The sequence below is a fragment of the Rhizobium esperanzae genome, assembly GCF_014197615.1.
In the GTDB taxonomy this organism is placed as follows: domain Bacteria; phylum Pseudomonadota; class Alphaproteobacteria; order Rhizobiales; family Rhizobiaceae; genus Rhizobium; species Rhizobium esperanzae_A.
The window spans coordinates 26,046-47,862 of record NZ_JACIFY010000014.1 but is presented as its reverse complement, the minus strand read 5'-3'; the positions used below and the strand labels follow the sequence as shown (position 1 = coordinate 47,862).

Genomic DNA, 21,817 nt, shown 5'->3' with positions numbered 1-21,817 from the left:
ATAAAGTTCCTGTTTTTGTATTTTCCATATTGTATATTCTTTAGCATATTGCATACTTAAATCACGAACGCCAGACGGAAATGGAGACCATGAACGCACCGCGCCACCTCACCCTTCGCGAGCGGATCTACGAGGAAATCGTTCGCCTGATCGTCTCCGGCGAACTGCCGAGCGGCGTCTCGATCGATGAAAAGGAATTGACGGAGCGCCTGCAGGTCAGCCGCACGCCGTTTCGCGAGGCGATCGGCACGCTTGCCAAGGAAGGGCTGATCGAGATCAAGCCTTATCGCGGCTTCTTCGTGCGCAGCTTCACGCCGAAGGAGATCGACGACCTCTATAATCTGCGCAAGACGCTCGAATGTTTCGCCGTCGAGCTCGCCGTTCCCGAGATGAGCGACCGGCATATCGCGAACTTCGAGCGCATCCTGGACGAGGCGGTGGCGGCACTGCGCCGCGGCGACATGGCGACTTACGGCATCCGCGACAAGGAATTCCACGAGACCATCGCCGAGCTTTCGGGAAGCGCGCCGCTGGTCGAAACGCTGGCGCGGCTCGCGCTGCAAATCCAGATCTGCCGCTCGATCGCCAATGAGAGCCGCGACCTCGCCGAAAGGGCGGCCGAGGAGCGCGATCAGATCCTGCAGGCTTTCAGGGCGCGCGACATTACTCGCGCCAAGGCCCTGATGCACGCGCATATCAGCGACGTCCAGCAGGCCGTCATGGCGCGCTTTCAAAAGGGTTAGCCGAATGCAGTGAAGGAGAGGGAGGTCTCCTTTTCAACAGTCAAAAAACGTGGCCGAGGAGAGGCCCGGAGGAGGGAGCAATGCTGAAGTTTCTTGCCCGCACAACGGCGCTGGCGGCGATGATCGCCGTAAGCTTGCCGGCGCATGCCGAAACCCTGAAAATGTGGGGTCCCGAGCAGATCACCGAACCGCTGGTCGCACAGCTCTGGAACGGCATCAAGGCCGATTTCGAGAAGGCCAATCCCGGTGTAACAGTCGAATTCATACCGCCGACCGGCACGATCAGCAACGGCGCGGTGCAGGCGGTCATCCAGTCGGATGCCGGCCCTGACGTCATCCTCACCAACTCCGGCATCGGCCGTATCAGCGTCGTCAAGAACGCCAAGCAGGTCATGCCGCTCACCGAGCAATATAAAAAACGCGGCTGGAAGAATGAGATCTATCCCTGGCTCTACACCGAGCTGAAGGGCCAGTTCGGCGGCGAAATCTACGAAGTTCCCGATGGGCTCGATGCTCTCGGCATCTGGTACCACAAGGATCTTTTCGAACAAGCGGGCTGGAAGATCCCGGCAACCTGGGCCGAGTTCGAGACGCTGATGAAATCAATCGACGCGGCCGGCCTGCAACCGATCGCCATCGGTCCGCGCACAACAGGCAGCGCCGGTCATCTCTTCGGCAACCTGCTGCAATCGGCAAGCGGCAAGGAGGTGATCGGCAAGGCGCTGCGCCGCGAGATCGCCTGGGACGATCCATCGGTCGCCGCCGGCGCCGTCCGGCTACAGAAGCTGGTCGAGGCTGGCTACATCAAGAAGGAGATGGCCGGTCTCGATCTCGACGGCGCCTCGCGCCTCTGGTTCAACAAGCGCGCGGCCATGTTCGTTGCCGGCCCCTGGTTCACCGCCAATGCCCGCAAAGCCGGTTATGACCTCACTAACGCAGGGTATGCGCCCATGCCTTCCGACATCAACGGTGCTGATATCCCGACCGGTGGCGTAGGCTGGAGCTGGCTGGTCCCGGTCAACTCAAAGCAGCCGGAGCTTGCGATGAAGTGGATCGACTTCATGCTGTCGGATGCGGTGATGAAAAAACGCGCGCAGGATCCGGCAAGCACGATGATCTATCCGCGTGAAATCCCCGGTGTCGAGCCGCCGACACCCGTGCTGAAGGACATCTTCGCGGCCGCGGCCGGCGGCGTCGGTTACAATCCGAGCGTCTATCTGCCAGGCCCCGTGCTCGACACCTACTTCCAGGTCATCCAGGGCCTCATCTCCGGCCAGATCGGCGGCGAGGACGGCATGAAGCAGATCCAGGCGAAAATGGCAGAGGCGAAATAGTGGTCATTCCAGAAACGCCCGGAAGCAAGGTCATGGCTCCTCTCAGCACTGCCCCTGCCGTGGCGGGACATACGGGCGGCAACCCCGCCCGTATGTCGAGACCACGAACGGCCGGTTCGACCTCAGCCGATGGCGATGCCCGCACCGCATTCTGGCTGATGGCGCCGGCGCTGGCACTTTATGCGGTCTTCACGCTGCTGCCGATCGCCGCCACCTTCTGGCTGAGCTTCAACAGCTCGGCCGGCTTCAATACATCAGCAAGCTTCGTCGGCGTCGATAATTACGCCAAGGCGGCCCAGGACCCGATCGTCTGGAAGAGCCTCGTCCATACCTTCCTCTGGCTGGCCTATCATGTGGTGATGGCGGGCGGGCTCGGCCTTCTGCTGGCGCTTGCCGTCAGCAGGCTGAGAGTGACGCAAGTCTTCTTCCGCACCGCTTTCTTCCTGCCGCATCTGGTCTCGCTCGCCGTGGTCGGCGTCATCTGGGCCAATATCTACGATCCGTTTTTCGGCCTGCTGAACACGGCCCTGACGCAGATCGGGCTCGGCGCCTTCACGCAAGGCTGGCTTTCCGATCCTGCGCTGGTGCTGTTCTCCGTCAATGTCGCAAGCTCGTGGCAGGGTTTCGGCCTTTACATGCTGCTCTTCATCGCCGGCCTGCAGAATATCGACCACTCGCTGTACGACGCGGCCGAAGTGGACGGCGCCAACGCCTTCCAGAAGCTGATCTATGTCACGCTGCCGGGGCTTCGCGAGGTGACCACCTTCGTCGTCTCGCTGGCGATGATCAACGGCCTGAAGGGCTTCGCCACGGTCTTCGTCATGACCAATGGCGGCCCGTTCTATCAGAGCGAGCTGATCACGACCTACATCTACCGGCTTGCCTTCCAGTCCCAGGATCACGGGCTTGCGGCGGTGCTCTGCATCCTGCTCAGCCTGCTTGCGATCGCCATCACCATCGTCTTCAACCGCTGGCGCGCGAGGCTTTCCCAATGAGTGTGCGCAATCGGGAATGGCCGGTGGCGCTGGCGCTGACCCCGGTCTTGATCCTGATCCTCGCCCCCTTCGTCTGGCTCTTGATTTCGAGCTTCAAGAGCGAGGCCGAGATCGGCCAGGCCGATCCCTTCACCTGGCCCGCCGACCTGATGTGGCGGAATTATCTCGACGCCTGGCAGATCGGCGGCTTCGGCGATCTCGTCGGCAACAGCCTCATCAACCTCGCCGGCGTCGTCGCCCTGTCGCTCATCACCTGCGCGCCGGCCGGCTATGCCCTTGCCAAGATCCGTTTTCCCGGCCGGGAATGGCTGTTCTATGCCTTCATCCTCGGGCTGACCGTGCCGGTCCAGGCGATCGTCATCCCGCTCTACCAGGTGCTCTTCGGGCTGAACCTCGTCAACACGCTTGCTGGTATCGTGCTGGTGCAGGTCAGCAACGGCATTCCCTTCGGCATCTTCCTGATGCGGAGCTTCTTCATCGGCGTGCCCGACGATTTGATCGAGGCCGCCAAGATCGACGGCGCGTCGCATTTCCAGATTCTCACCAAGGTCTTTCTGCCGATCTCGACGCCCGCCGTGCAGGCGCTCGTCATCATCAGCGCGCTCTCCACCTGGAACGATTTCTTCCTGCCGCTGATCGTGCTGATCAGCCCTGAGGTACAGACGCTGCCGCTCGGGCTGGTCCGTTTCGCCAGCACCTATGCTTCCGATTACCGCCTGGTCTTCTCGGGCACCGTCATTTCGTTCCTGCCGATCATTCTTTTCTACATCCTGATGCAGCGCCGCTTCACCGAGGGGCTGACGCAGGGAGCAATCAAGGGCTGACCATGTCGCATCACGTCCAGCGGGAAATCCGCTACAATTTCGAATTCGATCACCGTATCAAGGCCTGCTTCATCGGCGCCGGCGGCCATGCCTACCGCAATGTCTATCCGGCGCTGCGTTATGCGCCGGTGGAACTTGCCGGCATCTGCGATCTCGATCTCGGCCGCGCCGAGAAATTCGCAAAACTCTTCGGCGCCGGCAAAGCCTATACCGATCATCGCGAGATGCTGGAGCGGGAAAAGCCCGAACTGGTCTTTCTCGTCACCGCCTATCATCCAGACGGCCGTGTCCAGGCGACCGACCTGGCGCTCGACGCGCTGGCGGCAGGCGCGCATGTCTGGATGGAAAAGCCGACGGCGGCAAGCATCGGCGATATCGACAGGCTGCAGGCGGCAAGTGCGGCGGCCGGCCGCATGGTGATGACCGGCCTCAAGAAGACTTTCTTTCCGACGATCGAGAAACTCAAGGATTTGATCGGCTCGCCCAGCTTCGGCAGGCTGACCTCGATCAATGTCCGCTATCCCCAGAGCCTGCCGAGCCCGGAAGACCGCGCCGATCTCGTCAAGATGCAGAGCTTCCTCGATCATATCTACCATCCGGGCGCGATCCTCAATTTTCTCGGCGGCGAGATCGAGCGCGCGGGCTACGAATGGGAGGCGCTGACGGGCGCAAGCGTCACCAGCCTGCGCTTCCGCTCCGGCGCGATCGGCACGCTGCATCTTGCCGCCGGCCAATCGGGCGGCAGCATCTTCGAGCGGGTCGAAATCATCGGCGAGGGCGCCAACGCCATCGTCGAAAACGGCAGCCGTCTGACCTATTTCCGCAAGGCGGACCTGCCGTCCTATGGCCGCGCCGCAAGCTTCATCCAGCCGGACGAGAATGCCGCGCTGTTCTATGAGCCGGAGCATTCGCTCGGCCAGCTCTACAACAACAACCTCTTCTATCTCGGCTATGTGCCCGAGATCCTGCATCTGACGGATGCGATCCTTGCCGGCACGCCGATCACGAGGGGCACGCTCGAAATCGCCCGAGAGATCATGAAGCTCTTTGAATTCTACAGACGCACGGATGCCGGCGTCACCACCAATCTCTGACCGGAGGCACAGTCTTGAGCGAGACCGACATCATTTTCAGGAAAGCCGGCGGCGAATTCATGCCGACCAGCTGGGGCGAACTCAACTGGAAGATCACCGGCGACGGCACGCCCGGCGCCGAGATGACCTTCGGCACCTGCCGCATCAATCCCGGCGAGCGCAACCAGCTGCACTCGCATCCCGACTGCGAGGAGATCCTCTACGTCGTTTCCGGCAGTTGCGAACACAAGCTCGGTGATGCCCTTTATCGGCTCGAACCTGGCGACGCCATCCGCATCCCCCGCAATATCCGGCACTGGGCGCGCGCGCTCGGCAACGAACCGCTCTTCGCCCTGATCATGTTCTCCTCCGGCACCCGGACGGCGGTCAATCATGAAGGCGAGGGCGCGGCCTGAACGCCGTCTGAAAGGGAAGACATCATGGCGTCGATCGCGCTTCACAACATCCGCAAATCCTACGGCACTCTACCTGTCATCCACGGCGTCGACGTCGACATCGAGGATGGCGAATTCATCGTGCTGGTCGGGCCGTCCGGCTGCGGCAAGTCCACACTGCTGCGCATGATCGCCGGCCTGGAGACGATCTCGGACGGACGGCTTTCGATCGGCGGCCGAATGGTCAACGACCTGCCGTCGAAGGAGCGGGACGTCGCCATGGTGTTCCAGAGCTATGCGCTCTATCCGCATCTGACGGTGGCCGAGAATATGGGCTTTTCCCTGAGGCTGCGCGGCACGGCCAAGGAGGAGATCGGCCTCCGCGTGCAGTCCGCCGCCAAGATCCTGGCGCTGGAACCCTATCTCGACCGCCATCCGCGTCATCTCTCGGGCGGCCAGCGCCAGCGCGTCGCCATGGGCCGCGCGATCGTGCGCGATCCGAAGGTGTTCCTCTTCGACGAACCGCTTTCCAATCTCGACGCCAAGCTGCGCGTGGCGATGCGTGCCGAGATCAAGGAGCTGCACCAGAGGCTGAAGATTACTACCGTCTACGTCACCCATGACCAGACCGAGGCGATGACAATGGCCGACCGCATCGTCGTGATGCGCGACGGCATCGTCGAGCAGATCGGAACGCCGCTGGAGATCTATGATCGCCCGGCAACCACCTTCGTCGCCGGCTTCATCGGCATGCCGGCGATGAACCTGCTCAAGGGCCGTATCCAGGCCGACGCCCCTTCGATCTTCCGCACCGAAAGCGGCATCGCCATGCCGCTGTCCCTGCGTCCCGGCACGGCCGATCCCGGTGAAGAGTTGATCTACGGCATCAGGCCGGAACAGTTCGTCATCGCCGAGGAGGGGACGCCGGCAAAGATCGTGGTCGTCGAACCGACGGGGGCAGAAACGCAGGTCGTCGCCCGGATCGGCGAAGAAAACGTCAATATGCTGTTTCGCGAGCGCATTGCTGTCAGGCCTGGCGACACCATCCGTTTCACCTTGCGGGCGGCCGGTGAACATCTGTTTTCGGCCGCGACACGCAGGCGTCTTCCCGAAGCGGACGTTTTCCTCAAGCTTGCCAAGGCTCTGACGATTGCGTGAGGCCGCTCCAAACCTGTGACAAAACCGCCTCGCCTCTGCTATGTCAGGAAAAACGCGGCGCCCCCAACGGCGCCGCGCTCTGTCTGACCAATCCCAGGAGTTTTGAAGATGAGCGGTTCTCCCGACTATACGCCCCCGAAGGTCTGGACCTGGAACAAGGCCAATGGCGGCCAGTTCGCCAGCATCAACCGCCCGATCGCAGGGCCGACCCATGACAAGGAGCTTCCGATCGGCCGCCATCCGCTGCAGCTCTATTCGCTCGGCACGCCGAACGGCCAGAAGGTCACCATCATGCTCGAAGAGTTGCTGGCGCTCGGTCATAGCGGCGCGGAATATGATGCCTGGCTGATCAGGATCGGCGATGGCGACCAGTTCGGCAGCGGCTTCGTCGCCGTCAATCCCAACTCGAAAATCCCGGCGCTGATGGACCGCAGCGGTTCGAAGCCGATCCGTGTCTTCGAGTCCGGCGCCATCCTCACCTATCTCGCCGAAAAATTCGGCGCCCTCCTGCCGACCGAGCCGGCCGAACGCGCCGAATGCCTGTCCTGGCTGTTCTGGCAGATGGGAAGCGCACCCTATCTCGGCGGCGGCTTCGGCCATTTCTACGCTTACGCGCCTGTCAAAATCGAATATGCGATCGACCGCTTCGCCATGGAGGTGAAGCGTCAACTCGACGTGCTCGATCGTCGCCTTGCCGAAAGCGAGTATCTGGCGGGCAGCCAATATACGATCGCCGACATCGCCGTCTGGCCCTGGTATGGCGGCCTGGTGAAGGGCTGGACCTACGGGGCGGCCGAGTTCCTGCAGGTCGAAGACTATAAGAACGTGCTGCGCTGGGCCGACGCTGTCCACAGCCGGCCGGCGGTGCAGCGCGGCCGGATGGTCAACCGCCTCTCCGGCGAACCGTCGAGCCAGCTGCATGAACGTCACGACGCCAGCGACTTCGAAACCAGGACGCAGGACAAGCTGGCTGCTGCCGAGTAAGCAAGCGGCCTCAGCCTGTTGCAGAAAAAAATGAGGCTCCGCCGCCTTTACGGCGGCGGAGCGTTTACAGGCTGCCCGAACTCAGTTCTTGACCGTGTCTTCCAGGAAGAAGCGGCCGAGGGGGTTCTGGTAGAAGTTCTCGATATTCTTGCGCGAGACGTTGATATAGGGGCTGTAATAGAGGTCGATCCAGTTGACGTCGTCCTTGGCCATCTTCTGCAGGTCGACATACATCTCTTCGCGCTTCTTCGGATCGAGCTCCAGACGCGCCTTGGCGACCAATTCCTTCACCGCCTCGTTCTTGTAGTTGGTGGCATAGTTGTTGTTGGAATCATGGCCGAGAACGAAGGTGGTCTTCTGGTCCGGGTCGAGAATGTCGTTGGTCCAGTAGTTCACCGAAACGTCGTAATCGCCGGCAACGATCATGTCCCATTCCTGGCTCGGGTCGACCTTCTGCAGATTGGCGGTGATGCCGGCCTTCTGCAGCTGCTGCTGGACCAGCACGGCCGTCTGCTCGTCGACTTCGTCGCCGGCGCGGACCAGGTAGTTCAGCGTCAGGTCGGAGGCGCCGGCGGCCGCCAGCAGCTCCTTTGCCTTCGCCGGATCGTAAGGCCGCTGCAGATTATCGGCGTAATAGTAGAGCGCGCCCTTCGGAATATAGGAATTGGCGACCGTGCCCTGGCCGAAGGTGACGGTATCGACGATCGCTTTCTTGTCGATCGCCAGATCCAGCGCCTGGCGGACTTCCTTCTTGGCGAGCGCGCCGTGCGCGTGGTTGATCAGCAGATGATCCTCGCGGGTCGAGGCGTCGATATCGACATTGAGGTTCGGATCCTTCTTCAGTTCCTCGACGCGGGAGAAGGGCACGAAAATCGCCGTGTCCAGCTCGCCGGCCTGAACGTTCAGCATGCGGGTGTTGTCGTCGGGCACCGAGATCCACTCGACGCCGTCGAGCTTGACGCGATCGGCCTGCCAGAAGTTCGGGTTCTTCTTCAGGATGACACGATCGCCGCGCCGCCATTCGTCGACCGTGAAGGCGCCGGATGCGATCGGTTTTTCGCCATAGGCATCGGGACCAAGCGTTTCCATGCCCTTTTTGGAGATGACCGAGGCATTCGGCAGCGCCAGCGTCGAAAGGAACGGCGCCGATGGGTTCTTGAGTTTGATCGTCAGCGTGTGCGCGTCGGTCGCCACCGCCGTGTCGATCACCTTGTAGGAATCGCTCCACAGCGAGGCGGCGTCATCGCGGATGCGCAGCAGGCTGTAAGCCGCGTCTTCCGCCGTCAACGGCGAACCGTCGGAGAATTTCGCATCGCGGATCTTGAAGGTATAGGTCAGCCCGTCATCCGATGTGGTCCAGCTTTCGGCAAGGCCCGGCTCCAGTTTCGTACCCGTCTTGTCGACGCGGATCAGCACGTCGTAGACGTTGGAGAACACCCAGTTGTCGATGTTCTGGGCAGTCTTGATCGGATCGAACGTCGTCGAATCCTCGCGGCGGCCGATGGTGAGTACGCCGGCCGCCTCGGCATAGCTTGCGCTGAGGGTCAGGCCGGCGAGCAAGGCTGCAAGCCCGATTGATTTCCACCTGTTTGTCATGAATTCGTTCCCTTTGTGGTTATGGCACGCGTTTGATTGATTGAATCGGCATCGATTGCGGATTGTCGCCGATGCCCTGCAGCAGCGGCTTTTCAGGATCGATGTCGGGGATGGCGGCGATCAGCGCCGCCGTATAGGCATGTTTCGGCCGCGCGAAAACCTCTTCGGAGCGGCCCTCTTCGACGATCTCGCCGCGATACATCACCACGACGCGTTCGCAGAGATTGCGGACGATCGCCAGATCATGAGCGATGAACAGCAGCGTGAGGTTCATCTTCGCCGTGAGCTCGCGGAAGAGTTCGATGATCTGCGCCTGGATGGTGACGTCGAGGGCGGCGACGCATTCGTCGGCGATGATCATCTTCGGATCGACGGCGAGCGCGCGGGCGATCCCGGCGCGCTGGCACTGGCCGCCGCTCATGCTGCGCGGTTTGCGGCCGGCGAATTCGCGTTCGAGACCGACGAGATCGAGCAGCGCGTCGATGCGCGCCGGAATATCGGCCTTGGCGACCTTGCCCTGCACCTTCAGCACCTCGGCCAGCATCTGGCCGATCGTCAGCCGTGGATTGAGCGCATTATAGGGATCCTGGAACACCATCGCCGTTTCCCGCCTGAGCTTTGCCAAGCCCGCGCTTTTCTGCAGCGTAAGATCGACGCCGTCGAAGGTAACGTGACCCGAGGAAAGCGGCGTGAGGCCGAGCACGGCGCGGGCAAGCGTGCTCTTGCCGCTGCCGGATTCGCCGACGATGCCGACCGTCTCGCCCGGCATGATTTGCAGGCTGACGCCGGCAACAGCGCTGACCGTCTTGGCGCCACCCTTGAGCAGGCTGCCACCCGCCCTGAAGCGCACATGCAGATCGTCGATTTCGAGCAATGGCTTCGCCGGCGGGACCGCCTCGGCAGGCTCGAGCAGCGGTGCGGCTGCCTCGCCCGGCAGGGAAGGGTGGCTGTTGATCAGGTTGATCGTATAGGGATGCTGCGGCCGCGCCAGGATTGCCCGCTTCGGCCCCTCTTCGATGAGCTTGCCGCCGCGCAGCACGGCGATGCGGTCGCAGGTCTGGGCGACGATGCCGAGATCGTGGGTGATCAGAATGATCGACAGGCCGCGCTGGTCGCGAATGTCGATCAACAGCCGCAGGATCTGCGCCTGGATGGTCACGTCGAGTGCCGTGGTCGGCTCGTCGGCGATCAGGATTTTCGGATTGCAGGAAAGGGCCACGCCGATCATCGCCCGCTGCCGCATGCCGCCGGAAAATTCGTGCGGATAGCTGTCGTACTGACGCCTTGGGTCGGGAAAACCGACCTGCGCTAGGATGTCCGTCGCTGCCACGCGGGCCTCGCGGGCGCCGAGCCCCTGATGATAGCGGATGCCCTCGGCGATCTGGTCGCCGATGCGCATCACCGGATCGAGATGGCTGGTCGGGTTCTGGAAGATCATGCCGATCTCGCCGCCGCGCACTTTCAGCATCTCGCCATCGTCGACCCGCATGAGATCGCGCCCTTCGAGCAGCACGCTACCGCTTTCGATCTTCAGCAGCGAGGAGGGCAGCAGGCGCACCAGAGAACGGCAGAACAGGCTCTTGCCCGAGCCGCTTTCGCCGACGAGACCGAGGATCTCGCCGCGGCCGAGATCGAGTGAGATCGCATCGATGAGCGTGCGCGGGCCGGAATCGACATAGGCCTTGACTGTGAGATCGCGGACGGAGAGCACGGAGCCGCTCATTCATGCACCCCGAGCAATTCGCCGAGCGCGTCGCCCAGCATGCTGAAGCCGAAGGCCAGGCAGACGATGGAGAGGCCGGGAAACAGGGTGATCCACCAGGCTGTGGTGATGAAGCTCTGGCCTTCGGCGACCATGACGCCCCATTCGGCGATCGGCGGCTGAACGCCGAGGCCGAGATAGCTGACGGCAGCACCGCTGAGCAGCACCAGCGTCGCGTCGGACATCGAAAAGACGATCGAGCCGGCAATCGCGTTCGGCAACAAATGGCGGAACATGATGCGCCGGCGGCTGAAGCCGAGGCTGACGGCGGCAACGGCGTAATCGCTGCCCTTGAGCACCAGCATCTGCGCCCGGATCAGCCGCGCGTAGGAAACCCAGCCGACCAGCGCCATGGCGATATAGAAACTGCCGAGGCCCGGGCCGAGGATCGCGATGATCGACAGCATCAGCACCAGGAAGGGGAAGGCGAGAATGATATCGACGAGGCGCATGAACAGCGCATCGACGATGCCGCCGAAGAAGCCGGCAATGGTGCCGACCGTCGTTCCGATCAGGAAGGGGAAGATGACGCCGATCAGCGCCATCTGCAGGTCGAGACGCACGCCCCAGATGACGCGAGAGAGAATATCGCGGCCGAAATTGTCCGTGCCGAAGGGATGCAACAGGGAAGGCGCCTGCAGGCGCACGTCCGCATTCTGCAGGATCGGGTCGTAGGGCGCGATAAGAGGCGCACCGATCGCCAGCAGGACGAAGAACAGCAGCAGGCCGGCACCGACGGCAAGCATCAGCCGCCGGCCGAAGAACCGTCGCCAGCCTGAGGTTGCGGGGACGATCGCCTCGATGCTCATAGCCTCACCCTCGGATCGACGGCGACGGTGACGATGTCGGCGATGAAGTTGATCAGCACGGTGGCGCAGGCAAAGACCATGGCGACGCCCTGGACCACCATATAGTCGCGCGAGAAGATCGCCCTGACGAGCAGCTGCCCCATGCCGGGCAGCGCAAAGACGGTCTCGACCACAACAGTGCTGCCGATCAGCCAGCCGATGTTGACGGCAAGCAGGTTGATCGTCGGCACCAGCGAATTCGGCAATACGTGCCGCCAGAAGACGATGTTTTCGGGCATGCCGCGGGCGCGCGCCGCCGTCGCGACATCCGATTTCAGGGCTTCGATCATCGCCGCCCGCAGGCTGCGCGTCAGCACGGTCGAGAGCGACAGCGCCACCGTCAGGCTCGGCAGCACGAGATGAGACAATTTTTCACCGATCGTCGCGCCATAGCCGGAAACCGGCAGCACGCCGAGTTCGACGCTGAACAGGATGATCAGCATCAGCCCCAGCCAGAAGGGCGGAAAGCCGATGCCGAAGGTCGAGACGATGCGCACCGCATGGTCCGGCGCCCGGCCGGCATTACGCGCGGCGATCGCCGCCATCGGCACCGCGATCAGCACCGACAGCACGACGCTCGCGGCGACGAGGGCAAGCGTCGGCTCGATACGGGTGACGATCAGCTTCAGCACGTCGATCTTGTAGAGGATCGACTTGCCCATCTCGCCATTGGCGAGGTTTTTGAGAAAATAGACATATTGCAGCCACATCGGCTGATCGAGGCCGTATTGAGCGCGGATGCTGGCAAGGGCAGCCGGTGTGGCGCGCGTGCCGAGGATGTTGCGTGCGGGATCGCCAGGGATCAACCGTACCAGAATGAAGGTGATGACGCTGATACCGAAGATGACCGGCAGGAATTGCAGCGGCCGTGTAAGAACGAATTTATAGCGATGCATGACGGCGATCGCCCCTCTGTTCTCGTCGGCTTCGCTTCGCTTTGTCCTGCATCAGTGCGCCTTGTTCCGGGCGAGAAAATCGAGAAGTGCTGGATAATAATCCTGCGGGTTCTCATAGAACGGCATGTGGCTGGCATTGGCAAAGACCTTGAGTTCGGCATTCGGCAGCGCAAGCTTCATCCTGAGCGCGCAAGCCGGCGTCAGCTCATCATGCTCTCCCGTGGTGATGAGCACCGGCAGCGTCAGCCGCGGAAGATCGGGAATGCGGTTCCAGTCCTTGAGGTTACCGATATAGAGAAACTCGTTCGGTCCCTGCATCGTCGCGTAGGGCGCCATGTTCCAGTCGTCGAGCGAGCGGCGCACCGGCGCCGGCCATTCCGGCAGACGGCAGACATGGCGGTAATTGAGGATCGTGACTGCGGCGAGATATTCCGGGTGATTGTAGGTGCCTTGCGCCTCGTGCTTCTGCATCATCGAGACGGTTTCGGGACCGAGCGCTGCCCGCAGCCGTTCCAGTTCCGAGATCAGATGCGGCATATCGGCGACGGTATCTTCGAGGATCAGCGTCTTGAGGTTTTCGGGATAGGTCAGCGCGTAATCGATCGCCAGCCATCCGCCCCAGGAGTGACCGAGCATGTGGACCTTGCCGAGCCCGAGCGCCTTGCGCACCGTCTCGGTCTCCTCGACATAGCGGCCGATCGTCCAAAGCGAGAGATCGTCCGGCCGGTCGGAGGCGCCGGTGCCGAGCTGGTCGAAGGCGACGACGCGGTAGCCCTTGTCGATCAGGCAGGAATGGGCCTCGCGCAGGTAGTCGCAAGGCAGGCCCGGTCCGCCGTTCAGGCAGAAAACCGTCTCATCGCCGGTCCCGAAGCTATAGGCAACGACGCGGTAGCCATCGACATCGATCTCGAATCGCGCGTCCGGCTGCATTTCACGCCACATTGATTGCTCCAGCAGAAAATATCCCTTGCTCAATATTTGGGCGTGGTTAATTTTTTACCGCAAATCGCGTTCCGTGCCAGCTATAAGAAGTGATAGGGTGGGGCGCCACGCCGAACCGGGAGCCGCCCATGCTTGACGACATCGGAACGATCAGACGGCAGTTCACGGCGCATGAAACGCTGGACGGCTGCATCGACCAGGCCTTCGAGGCGATGAAGCAGCTGGGCTTCGAAGCCCTGATCTATGATTATACGCCGGTGCCCTACGACCTCGACGGCGCGATCATGATCCCGTCGCTGCTGAAACTCCGGAACATCGCCGACGACATGCACGACTACTGGTTCGATCGCGGCTATTTCCGTATCGATCCGGTGCAGCAGGTGGCGTTGCGCAGCACGGCGCCGTTCTTCTGGAATTACGACACCGATGCCGACACACTGATCAAGCGTTTCATGAGCGACGATACGGCGCCCGTGGCGCGCTACCTCAACGAACGCGACATGTCGACCGGCGTCACCGTGCCGGTCCATATGCCGCGCGGCGACTATGCGACCGTCACCGGCATCCGCTTCGGCCGGAACGACGATTTCGAACGGCATGCGCTGCGTTATATCGCCGACTTCAACCTGCTCGCCCATGTCTTCCACGAGACGGCTTATTCGCTTTTCGACAAAGCGGCGAAGAGCGTCGGAACGGTCCGCCTGACCGAACGCGAGCGCGAGTGCCTGCGCCATTCCGCGGAAGGTTATTCCGCCAAGGAAATCTCCCGCATCATCGGCCGTTCGGTGCCGACCGTCGTCATGCACCTAAACGCCGCGGCAAAGAAACTCGGCGCCCGCAACCGCACCCAGGCCGTGGTGCGCGCCACCCACTACCGCCTGCTCGAAGACAGGCCGAGCCATGCCTGGCCACCCTATAACTTGTGATAGCTGCCTTCGCCGCTGCCGCCGCGTTATTGGTTTCCGAGATGCCCGCGCATGGTTATGCGCAGATTCAAAGTGTTAGAGCGTCCCTAGCGCGTCTTTATAGACGCGCGGCGCTCTAAGAGATGGAGACGCCGGTGGCCGAAATCGTGACCAACGAAGCCTATTTGCCCTTTCGCGATTATCGCACCTGGTATCGCATCACCGGTTCGCTGACGAGCGGCAAACTGCCCCTCGTCGTCGCCCACGGCGGGCCCGGCTGCACGCATGACTATGTCGACTCCTTCAAGGATATCGCCGCGCTCGACGGCCGCCCGGTCATCCATTACGACCAGCTCGGCAACGGCAATTCCACCCGGCTTCCGGAAAAGGGCCCGGATTTCTGGACGGTCGGCCTGTTTCTCGAAGAGCTGGACGCGCTGCTTGCCCATCTCGGCATTCAGAATCATTATGCCTTCCTCGGCCAGTCCTGGGGCGGCATGCTCGGCGCCGAACATGCGGTGCGCCGGCCGCCGGGCCTGAAGGCGCTTGTCATCGCCAACTCCCCGGCCAACATGCACACCTGGGTTTCGGAGGCGAACCGGCTGCGGCAGGAACTGCCGAAGGAGGTGCAGGACACGCTGCTGAAGCACGAGCTGGCAGGAAGCCTCACCGACCCGGACTATATCGCCGCCTCCCGCGTCTTTTATGACCGCCATGTCTGCCGCGTGGCGCCGTGGCCGCCTGAAGTGGCGCGGACCTTCGCGATCATGGACGAGGACAACACCGTTTACCGCAACATGAACGGCCCGACCGAATTTCACGTCATCGGCACGATGAAGGACTGGACGATCGAGAACAGGCTCGACCGCATCGAAGCCCCGACGCTGCTGATCTCGGGAAAATACGACGAGGCGACACCGCTGGTGGTCAGGCCCTACCTCGAACGGGTTCCCGGCTGCGAATGGGTGCTGTTCGAAAATTCCAGTCATATGCCGCATGTCGAGGAAAAGCAGCGTTGCCTGGCGACCGTTTCCACTTTCCTGTCACGGCACGACTGAGAATTCACCCATAAGGGCAATTCCGTTTCTTGCCGCGGGAGTGACGCGTGAGATAGTCTCCGTCGCATTCGAAAGCGAATGGAACGCACCGATGAACGATCAACCGCAGACAGAAAGCGCGACAATCCTCGCAACGAGCGCGGGGCGTGGTTGGCGCGGTCTGGAGGCTGAGCTGTTGTGCATTCCGCCCGGCCGCACGCATATTTCAGGGACCCCTTTCATCGCCTCGGAATCCATGTCGGCCCGCCGGTCTGGGCCCAATGCCGCTGTGACGGGCGGGAACATCGCCGCCTGCAGAAACATGGCGATATCGATGTGGTGCCAGCCGGCCTGGATGGCGCCTGGGAGGACGACCGCGAATGCGTGATCCTGCGGCTGATGATCAGCAAGGATCTTTTCCATCGGGCTGCCATCGACCTCGGACGCGATCCCGCGGCGGCGATGGCGCCGAAATTTCAGCTCCGCGACCCGCGGCTCGAGGCAATCGCCTGGGCCTTGAAAGCGGAGCTTGAAGCGGATGTGCCGTCTGACCATCTCTATGCCGATACGCTGGCGACCGCCCTTGCACTCCGTCTGGTCGAGGCGGGCAACGGCAGCTCTCGCCCGGCAGATATCGGCAGGGCGTTTTCGTCCCGCCAGAAACGGATGCTTGTGGACTACATCGAGGACAATCTCGATATGCCGCTTTCGCTTGCCGAACTTGCCCGTGTTGCCGGGCTCAGTCTCTCGCATCTGAAGACCCAGTTTCGCGGCAGTTTCGGCATGCCGCCGCATCAATATGTGATGCACCGCCGGATATCGCGCGCCGAGGCACTGATCAGAAATTCCAGCCTGCCGCTGAGCCAGATTGCACTCGAAGCCGGCTTCGCGCATCAGAGCCATATGGCAAACAGCATGAAGCGGCTGCTTGGCATCAGCCCCGGCACCATCGCCCGTCTGCGCAACTGACGAAAAATGGCCGATCCCGCAACGGACCGGCCGAATGCGCAGGCCGCCTGCACAGCATCAAGGCATTCTCTTTCCGCTGCAAACAAGCGAAGGAGAAACCATGTTTGTGATCTTCGGCGCCACCGGCAAGGTCGGTAGGGCAACGATAAAAAGGCTTTCAGCCGAGGCCGTGCCTGTCAGGGCGGTGCTCCGTGATCCCGCCAAGACTGCACCGCTTGCGGCACTCGGATGCGAGATCGCCATTGCCGAGATCGGCGATATCGATGCCATGACCAGCGCGATGACAGATGCGACGGCCGTCCAGCTCATCTGCCCGATCGACCCGCATGCTGCCGATGCCAGCCGCCAGATGCTCAGATCGATCGAATGCATGGCGGAGGCGATCGATACCGCCCGGCCGCCGCGCGTCCTGGCGATCTCGGATTACGGCGCACATCTGACCATCGATACCGGCATTACCATCCTGTTCCGTGCGATGGAGGAGCGGTTTCGGCAATGCAGCACCAGCATGGTCTTTCTACGTTCCGCCGAGCATATGGAAAACTGGAGGCGCTACCTGAAGATCGCCGGCGAGACCGGCATAATGCCGAGCATGCACCAGCCGCTGTCGCGACCTTTCCCGACCGTCTCCGCCGCCGATATCGGCGCTATGGCCGCCGACCTTCTGCTGGCAGACTGGGATCACGGACCTTCGCCGCGGATTGTCCATGGCGAAGGGCCACGCGAATACACGGCACTCGAGATCGCTGCGGCCTTGGGGCGGTTGTTGAACCGGCGCGTCGCCGCGCGGGAACTGCCGCGCGCAGATTGGCCGGCAACGCTGATACGCGCAGGGCTTTCCGACAGTTACGCCGATCTGATCGTGAGGCTCGCCGATGTCCACAACAAGGGCCTGATCGGAGCGGAAGCCGGTGTCGGCGAAATCCGCCGCGGCCGCACGGAACTTGTCCCTGCCCTTGATTCATTTCATCCTGATGCCCAGCGGGCTGTGTCGTGAGTCCTGCCAGGAATGGCAGGTTCTGGTGACCTCTATCGGCGAACCAGCCATTTCTTGGCAACGCGGCAAGCCATCGTATAGGCCGGGTCAAAGACGTTGCCGACGTCGTAACGCACGACCTGTCCGAGCAGATGGCTGGCCGCTATCCTGTCCAGGCCGTAATCCGACGCCAGCCAGGTCAGCATTTCGCTGGTGGCATGCTGGAGCGCCTGATCGAGGGGCCTCGCGTTGCCGATGGTGAAGATGTCTTCAGCGGTTTCCCCGCGCGGCCAGACCAATCCGGCCCGCTTTTCCACCGTCAGCCGCACCGTGACGTCGAACGTCGTCTCGACGCCGGTTCCGACGATCTCGCCATCTCCCTGCACGGCATGGCAATCGCCGAGAAAGAACAGGGCGCCGGGAGCCGAGACCGGAAAGCGAACCGTGGTGCCGGGACCGAACAGCCGATAGTCCATGTTGCCGCCATATTCGCCACTCGTTGCGGTCGAGATCGCCTGGCCGAGGCTCGGCGCAACGCCGAAACAGCCGATCATCGGGGCAAGCGGCAGAACGAAATCTTCAAGGCCGGCAGCCGGCTCGGACAGCCGGACGGTCAAGGCCTCGCGGTCGATCGCCCAGATGGCGATATCACGCGGCGGCAGGTCGCGAACAGCTTCGGGATCGACGACATTGGCGGCGACGACGCTGCGGGTGAACCCCGTGTCCCTGGTCGGGATCATGCCGATGATCTCGACTTTCAGCGCATCTCCCGGTTCGGCCCCTTCCACGAAAATCGGGCCGTTCATCGGGTTGCCGCGGGGCGCCCGCTTGACGCCGTCCTTGTCATGGCCGGCAGCATCGAGCGTCTCGGTCACGACGGTGTCGCCGTCGGCGATGTGCAAGGCCGGCGGAAGGGAACCGATGACATTGTGAAAGCTCGTCGGAATGAAGCGGTGAGTGGTCATGAGATACGGCTCTCGCTCGTTTCGAATGTCATGAGCCCGCGGCTGAACTGCCCGGCGGAGAGAGTTCGAGACTAGATCAGAGATGAGATTGCCTGCAATGCCAATATCCGCAGATCGCCCGAAATACCGTTCGGCCGCAATTGCGGCGGCCGATGGGCAGGCTGTCAAATCAACTCATCTTGGCGCACCGGACAGGCTTCGCGGGCGGATTTCCTGTCCTGAGGAGTTGATCACGCCTCGATCGATGTCGAGGCGTGACGGATCGACGTTCAGAATTTGAAGCTGGTGCCGATCGTTACCTTTTGCTGATTGACTTCGAAATCGCCGAGCACCGCGCCTAAATCCTTACGTCCGAAGTCGTCATAGCGATATTCGGCGCGCATGATGATATTGTCGGTTAAGGCGTGCTCCACACCGCCACCGGCGGTCCAGCCGATCAGGATGTCGTCCTTCTTGCCAACTCCCGGCACGTCGACTTCTCCACCGGCCGCCGTCAAGCCGCCGGTTCCGTAGATCAGCGTGCGGTCCAAGGCATATCCCACGCGGCCGCGCGCCGAGCCGTCCCATTTGAGGGAAACGTCGTCTCCATCCTTCCAATTGTAGTTGAAGTCATTCTCGATACCGAAAATGAAAGGGCCATGCTGGAAATTATATCCGCCATAAATGCCCGTGGACCCTCCATCAAGATCCTGCTCGGAGCCGTTGAGGTAGGTCGCATGGGTGGCGGCATATCCGCCCTGAAGCCCGAGATAAAATCCCGACCAGTCGAAGGCCGACGGACTCTGTCCCTGTTGAACGTAAGCGGGATCTTGAACCACCACATCGGCGGCAAAGGCCGGCACCGCCGAGAAAGCCATGGCGGCCAGCGCAATTGTCTTTGTGTACATTAAAGTGCCTCGTCATTTTCGATGATCGGAGAAGGCTTCAGCAAATCGGCAGTCAGCCGCAACCGAGGCATTATGCTGCGGCTCGGCGTTGCTGTTTGCGTTTTAATGTTGAGATATGTTGTGGCCCGGCATCCTGGACATGCGTGTGAAGGATCGCGCGGGGCGGCTTCAGGAGTGGGTACCCAGCGCTGGTGGCAACCACGCAAGGAAAAAGTCTAAGCCATTATAATCTAAATATGTTCTTGTTGTTCCATAACATGCATTACGCCAGAAAATGATGCGACAGGGTATATTATATATCCCGTGGCGGCCGTCATTTTCGACCGCCAAGCGATCTCCCGTCCCAAGGGATGGAAGGGAACGAATTTCCGATGGCCTGGTTAGGCCTTCGAGCGGCCCTTTCAAGAGCCGGGACAAGGACCTGAGGAGCATGTTGTGAATGTTCTAAGTTTCAGCAGAGCCAGAAACAATCGCGACGGTCCTGATGCCGGTTTCGTGACCACGGACACTGACAACCGCCGGCTCTACAGGTTTGCCCTGCAATTCGATATGGACGACAAGACCTGGGCGACCGAGATCTGGGCCTATTCTTCCAAAGATGCCGAAGACCGCGTCGCCGCAATGCGCAGATCATTGACGATGTGCGGCCAACTCTATGGCGAAGTGGAAGCTTAAAGTTCCGAGAGACCGACAGCGATCGTGCTTGCTACTTTTCGGGCCGTACTCCTTTGCCCGCACTTGGGGAGGTCCCCTCGTCCGGAATACAGTGGCGCCCTCCCCTGCTTAGAGGTTAGTTTCGCCCTTTCGATGACTTCGCCAGCATCTCGCTCAGCGTGGCCGCGGAGAGCATGGCTTCCGCCAAAAGTTTCTTGAGCTTCTGGTTCTCTTCTTCCAGTGCTCTCACCCTTCTGGCTTCGAGACCGGCGCTTCCGAACTGCAGGGATTGCCACCGATAGAAGGTCGGCTCGCTGATGCCGTGCTTGTGGCAGACATCTGCCACCGTCACGCCGGCCTGGTGCTCCTTCAGAATGATCGTAATCTGGTCGTCGTCGAATTTCCTCTTGCCCATCACCGCTTCAGTCCTCACGAAATGCTCTGTTGAAGCTGTCGAGAAGTGGTCTGACAGCATAGAGCGCCACGCTGCTTTTGCCTGTTTCGATCAGTGTTTGTGCGGGCATGCCCGCGACCAGTTCGACATCACGCATTTTCGCCAGCCGCTCGTCCGTTACACGGATCGTCGCGGCAAAATAGGGCTGGCCGTTTTGCGGATCGGTGAGACGGTCCGCTGATACATATTCGACCCGGCCTTTCAGCAGTGGAACGCGCCGCTGATTGTATGGCAGGAGGTGGACCTGTGCCTCGAGCCCCGCATGGACGAGATTGATATCTTCCGGTCTGACATGGGCAGACACGATAAGCCGATCGGCGCGTGGCAGAAGATCGACGAGCGGCTCGCCCGCGCCGATGACCCCACCTGATGTATGGATGCGCAGGTTCATGATCGTTCCGTCTTCGGGAGCACGGATATCGGTCCTTGAAAGCTGGTCGTCGATCGCCCGCAGGCGCTCGCGCAGCTGCATGATCCGGCTTTCCGTGTCCCGCATGCCCTGGGCGACTTCGCTCAACCGGTCGCTCTCGAGCTTTGCAAGATCGGCCTGGGCCTCGCTGATCACCTGGTAGGCGCGGGAAACCTGCGCCTCCACTTGCCCTTGCTGGCCATCCAGGTCTGCTTTTTCGCGCTGGAGGTTGAGAAGCCTGCTCCTTCTTTCCAGCCCTTTGGCGGTGAGGTCCGTGACCTGATCCAGTTCTTGGCTCGATATTGCGGCTCTGTCGGCCAGCGCCGCCTTCTGCGCGCCAAGTCCGACGATTTCCTGCCGCACCTGCGCGATTTTTTCATTGGCGATCTGAATTTCAGCCTGCATGACCCGGCGACGGGCTTCGAAGATTTTCTGTTGCCCACTGAGAATCGCGCTGACCGAGGGGTATCGGTCCATGGCTGCCCTGAGATCCTCGGGATAGGCGACATGGTCGCCGCCCGTCTGCTCGGCAAGCAGGCGGGCGCGGCTTCCTTCGGCATCCCAAAGTTGCCCTTGGATGCTGTCGCGTTCCGAACGAAACTTCGTGTCGTCGAGTTCGATCACGATCTGTCCGGCCATGACCGCGTCGCCGTTTTTGACGAGGATCCGTCGGACAATTCCGCCCTCCAGATGCTGAATGGTCTTGCGGCTGGACTCCGGCTCGATAACGCCGGAGGCAACTGCAGCGCTTTTCAGCGGCGCCAGAACCGACCAGATCCCCAATCCGACGATGAAAATCAGGATCAACAGGTTCCCCGTCCAGACGACACCTCTGAGCCCCGGCATGGGCGAAGGGGGGGCGGGTCCGCGCTGTTTCTGTTCGATCACCGGCGCATAGACCGTCTGTTGTCTGGCTGCCGTCGGCCGCTGAGCGAACCGCTGGTCCATCCTGGACGGATTTGAAAATTTCGCCGGCGTTGCATCCAGTGGAACAAGGGTCATGGCTGCGTC

Annotated in this window: 21 protein-coding genes and 1 pseudogene; 13 read left to right on the top strand and 9 right to left on the bottom strand. The window is 61.7% G+C overall.

Features of this window, described 5'->3' with window-relative positions:
- Positions 1–89: 89 nt before the first annotated feature.
- The 8 genes from GGD57_RS18885 (at position 90) to yghU (ending at position 7,506) form a co-directional block, all read left to right on the top strand.
- Positions 90–743 (top strand): GntR family transcriptional regulator, encoded by a 654-nt coding sequence (locus GGD57_RS18885; RefSeq protein ID WP_184471827.1) that lies wholly within the window; start codon positions 90–92, stop codon positions 741–743.
- Between the two features lie 80 nt (positions 744–823).
- On the top strand, positions 824–2,077 hold the full coding sequence (locus tag GGD57_RS18880) for an ABC transporter substrate-binding protein (protein ID WP_184471826.1): 1,254 nt from the start codon (positions 824–826) through the stop codon (positions 2,075–2,077).
- Positions 2,078–2,109: 32 nt separating this feature from the next.
- Positions 2,110–3,072, top strand: a complete 963-nt coding sequence (locus GGD57_RS18875) for a carbohydrate ABC transporter permease (RefSeq protein WP_210303951.1) — start codon at positions 2,110–2,112, stop codon at positions 3,070–3,072.
- The gene (locus GGD57_RS18870) at positions 3,069–3,896 is read left to right on the top strand and encodes a carbohydrate ABC transporter permease (RefSeq protein ID WP_184471824.1); all 828 of its coding nucleotides are present in this window, start codon (positions 3,069–3,071) and stop codon (positions 3,894–3,896) included. The genes GGD57_RS18875 and GGD57_RS18870 overlap by 4 nt, the downstream gene beginning before the upstream one ends.
- Positions 3,897–3,898: 2 nt before the next feature.
- Positions 3,899–4,990 (top strand): Gfo/Idh/MocA family protein, encoded by a 1,092-nt coding sequence (locus tag GGD57_RS18865; protein WP_184471823.1) that lies wholly within the window; start codon positions 3,899–3,901, stop codon positions 4,988–4,990.
- 14 nt (positions 4,991–5,004) lie between these two features.
- Positions 5,005–5,385: a cupin domain-containing protein gene (locus GGD57_RS18860; RefSeq protein WP_088682596.1), complete on the top strand. Its 381-nt coding sequence runs from the start codon at positions 5,005–5,007 to the stop codon at positions 5,383–5,385.
- A gap of 24 nt (positions 5,386–5,409) precedes the next feature.
- Positions 5,410–6,522, top strand: a complete 1,113-nt coding sequence (locus GGD57_RS18855; protein WP_184471822.1) for an ABC transporter ATP-binding protein — start codon at positions 5,410–5,412, stop codon at positions 6,520–6,522.
- 108 nt (positions 6,523–6,630) lie between these two features.
- Positions 6,631–7,506 (top strand): glutathione-dependent disulfide-bond oxidoreductase, encoded by an 876-nt coding sequence (gene yghU, locus GGD57_RS18850; RefSeq protein ID WP_184471821.1) that lies wholly within the window; start codon positions 6,631–6,633, stop codon positions 7,504–7,506.
- An 81-nt stretch (positions 7,507–7,587) separates the two neighbouring features.
- Here the strand turns inward: yghU and GGD57_RS18845 are convergent, their stop codons facing one another.
- Genes GGD57_RS18845 through GGD57_RS18825 form a run of 5 tightly spaced genes read right to left on the bottom strand, consistent with a single transcriptional unit; the run spans position 7,588 to position 13,550 of the window.
- A complete protein-coding gene (locus GGD57_RS18845; protein ID WP_184471820.1) occupies positions 7,588–9,102 on the bottom strand; it encodes an ABC transporter substrate-binding protein in 1,515 nt (504 codons plus the stop codon).
- 19 nt (positions 9,103–9,121) lie between these two features.
- A complete protein-coding gene (locus GGD57_RS18840) occupies positions 9,122–10,825 on the bottom strand; it encodes a dipeptide ABC transporter ATP-binding protein (protein ID WP_184471819.1) in 1,704 nt (567 codons plus the stop codon).
- Positions 10,822–11,673, bottom strand: coding sequence for an ABC transporter permease (locus GGD57_RS18835; protein ID WP_184471818.1), 852 nt, complete (start codon positions 11,671–11,673; stop codon positions 10,822–10,824). The genes GGD57_RS18840 and GGD57_RS18835 overlap by 4 nt, the downstream gene beginning before the upstream one ends.
- Positions 11,670–12,608 (bottom strand): ABC transporter permease, encoded by a 939-nt coding sequence (locus tag GGD57_RS18830; protein WP_184471817.1) that lies wholly within the window; start codon positions 12,606–12,608, stop codon positions 11,670–11,672. The genes GGD57_RS18835 and GGD57_RS18830 overlap by 4 nt, the downstream gene beginning before the upstream one ends.
- A gap of 51 nt (positions 12,609–12,659) precedes the next feature.
- A complete protein-coding gene (locus tag GGD57_RS18825) occupies positions 12,660–13,550 on the bottom strand; it encodes a proline iminopeptidase-family hydrolase (RefSeq protein WP_184471816.1) in 891 nt (296 codons plus the stop codon).
- Positions 13,551–13,678: 128 nt separating this feature from the next.
- On the opposite strand from GGD57_RS18825, the gene GGD57_RS18820 reads away from it, so the two are divergent.
- The 4 genes and pseudogenes from GGD57_RS18820 (at position 13,679) to GGD57_RS18805 (ending at position 17,458) form a co-directional block, all read left to right on the top strand.
- Entirely contained in the window at positions 13,679–14,476 is a 798-nt protein-coding gene (locus tag GGD57_RS18820) for a helix-turn-helix transcriptional regulator (protein ID WP_184471815.1), read from the top strand.
- 134 nt (positions 14,477–14,610) lie between these two features.
- Positions 14,611–15,513 carry a proline iminopeptidase-family hydrolase gene (locus tag GGD57_RS18815; protein ID WP_184471814.1) on the top strand — a complete coding sequence of 301 codons (903 nt, stop codon included), beginning with the start codon at positions 14,611–14,613 and terminating at the stop codon, positions 15,511–15,513.
- 91 nt (positions 15,514–15,604) lie between these two features.
- A pseudogene (locus tag GGD57_RS18810) lies at positions 15,605–16,461 on the top strand (helix-turn-helix transcriptional regulator).
- Between the two features lie 100 nt (positions 16,462–16,561).
- Complete coding sequence (locus GGD57_RS18805) at positions 16,562–17,458, top strand: NAD(P)H-binding protein (protein ID WP_184471813.1); 897 nt, start codon at positions 16,562–16,564, stop codon at positions 17,456–17,458.
- Positions 17,459–17,490: 32 nt separating this feature from the next.
- On the opposite strand, the gene GGD57_RS18800 is transcribed toward GGD57_RS18805, so the two are convergent.
- Both GGD57_RS18800 and GGD57_RS18795 read right to left on the bottom strand, forming a co-directional pair.
- The gene (locus GGD57_RS18800; protein WP_184471812.1) at positions 17,491–18,402 is read right to left on the bottom strand and encodes an acetamidase/formamidase family protein; all 912 of its coding nucleotides are present in this window, start codon (positions 18,400–18,402) and stop codon (positions 17,491–17,493) included.
- Between the two features lie 269 nt (positions 18,403–18,671).
- Positions 18,672–19,289, bottom strand: coding sequence for an outer membrane protein (locus GGD57_RS18795; protein ID WP_184471811.1), 618 nt, complete (start codon positions 19,287–19,289; stop codon positions 18,672–18,674).
- A 495-nt stretch (positions 19,290–19,784) separates the two neighbouring features.
- Here GGD57_RS18795 and GGD57_RS18790 point away from each other — a divergent pair, with 495 nt between their 5' ends.
- Positions 19,785–19,964: a hypothetical protein gene (locus tag GGD57_RS18790; protein WP_246713697.1), complete on the top strand. Its 180-nt coding sequence runs from the start codon at positions 19,785–19,787 to the stop codon at positions 19,962–19,964.
- A 115-nt stretch (positions 19,965–20,079) separates the two neighbouring features.
- Here the strand turns inward: GGD57_RS18790 and GGD57_RS18785 are convergent, their stop codons facing one another.
- Together GGD57_RS18785 and GGD57_RS18780 are read right to left on the bottom strand one after the other, a co-directional pair.
- Positions 20,080–20,376 carry a transposase gene (locus GGD57_RS18785; protein ID WP_184471809.1) on the bottom strand — a complete coding sequence of 99 codons (297 nt, stop codon included), beginning with the start codon at positions 20,374–20,376 and terminating at the stop codon, positions 20,080–20,082.
- Positions 20,366–21,808, bottom strand: coding sequence for an HlyD family type I secretion periplasmic adaptor subunit (locus GGD57_RS18780; protein ID WP_184471808.1), 1,443 nt, complete (start codon positions 21,806–21,808; stop codon positions 20,366–20,368). Before GGD57_RS18780 ends, GGD57_RS18785 begins: the two co-directional genes overlap by 11 nt.
- Positions 21,809–21,817: the final 9 nt, after the last annotated feature.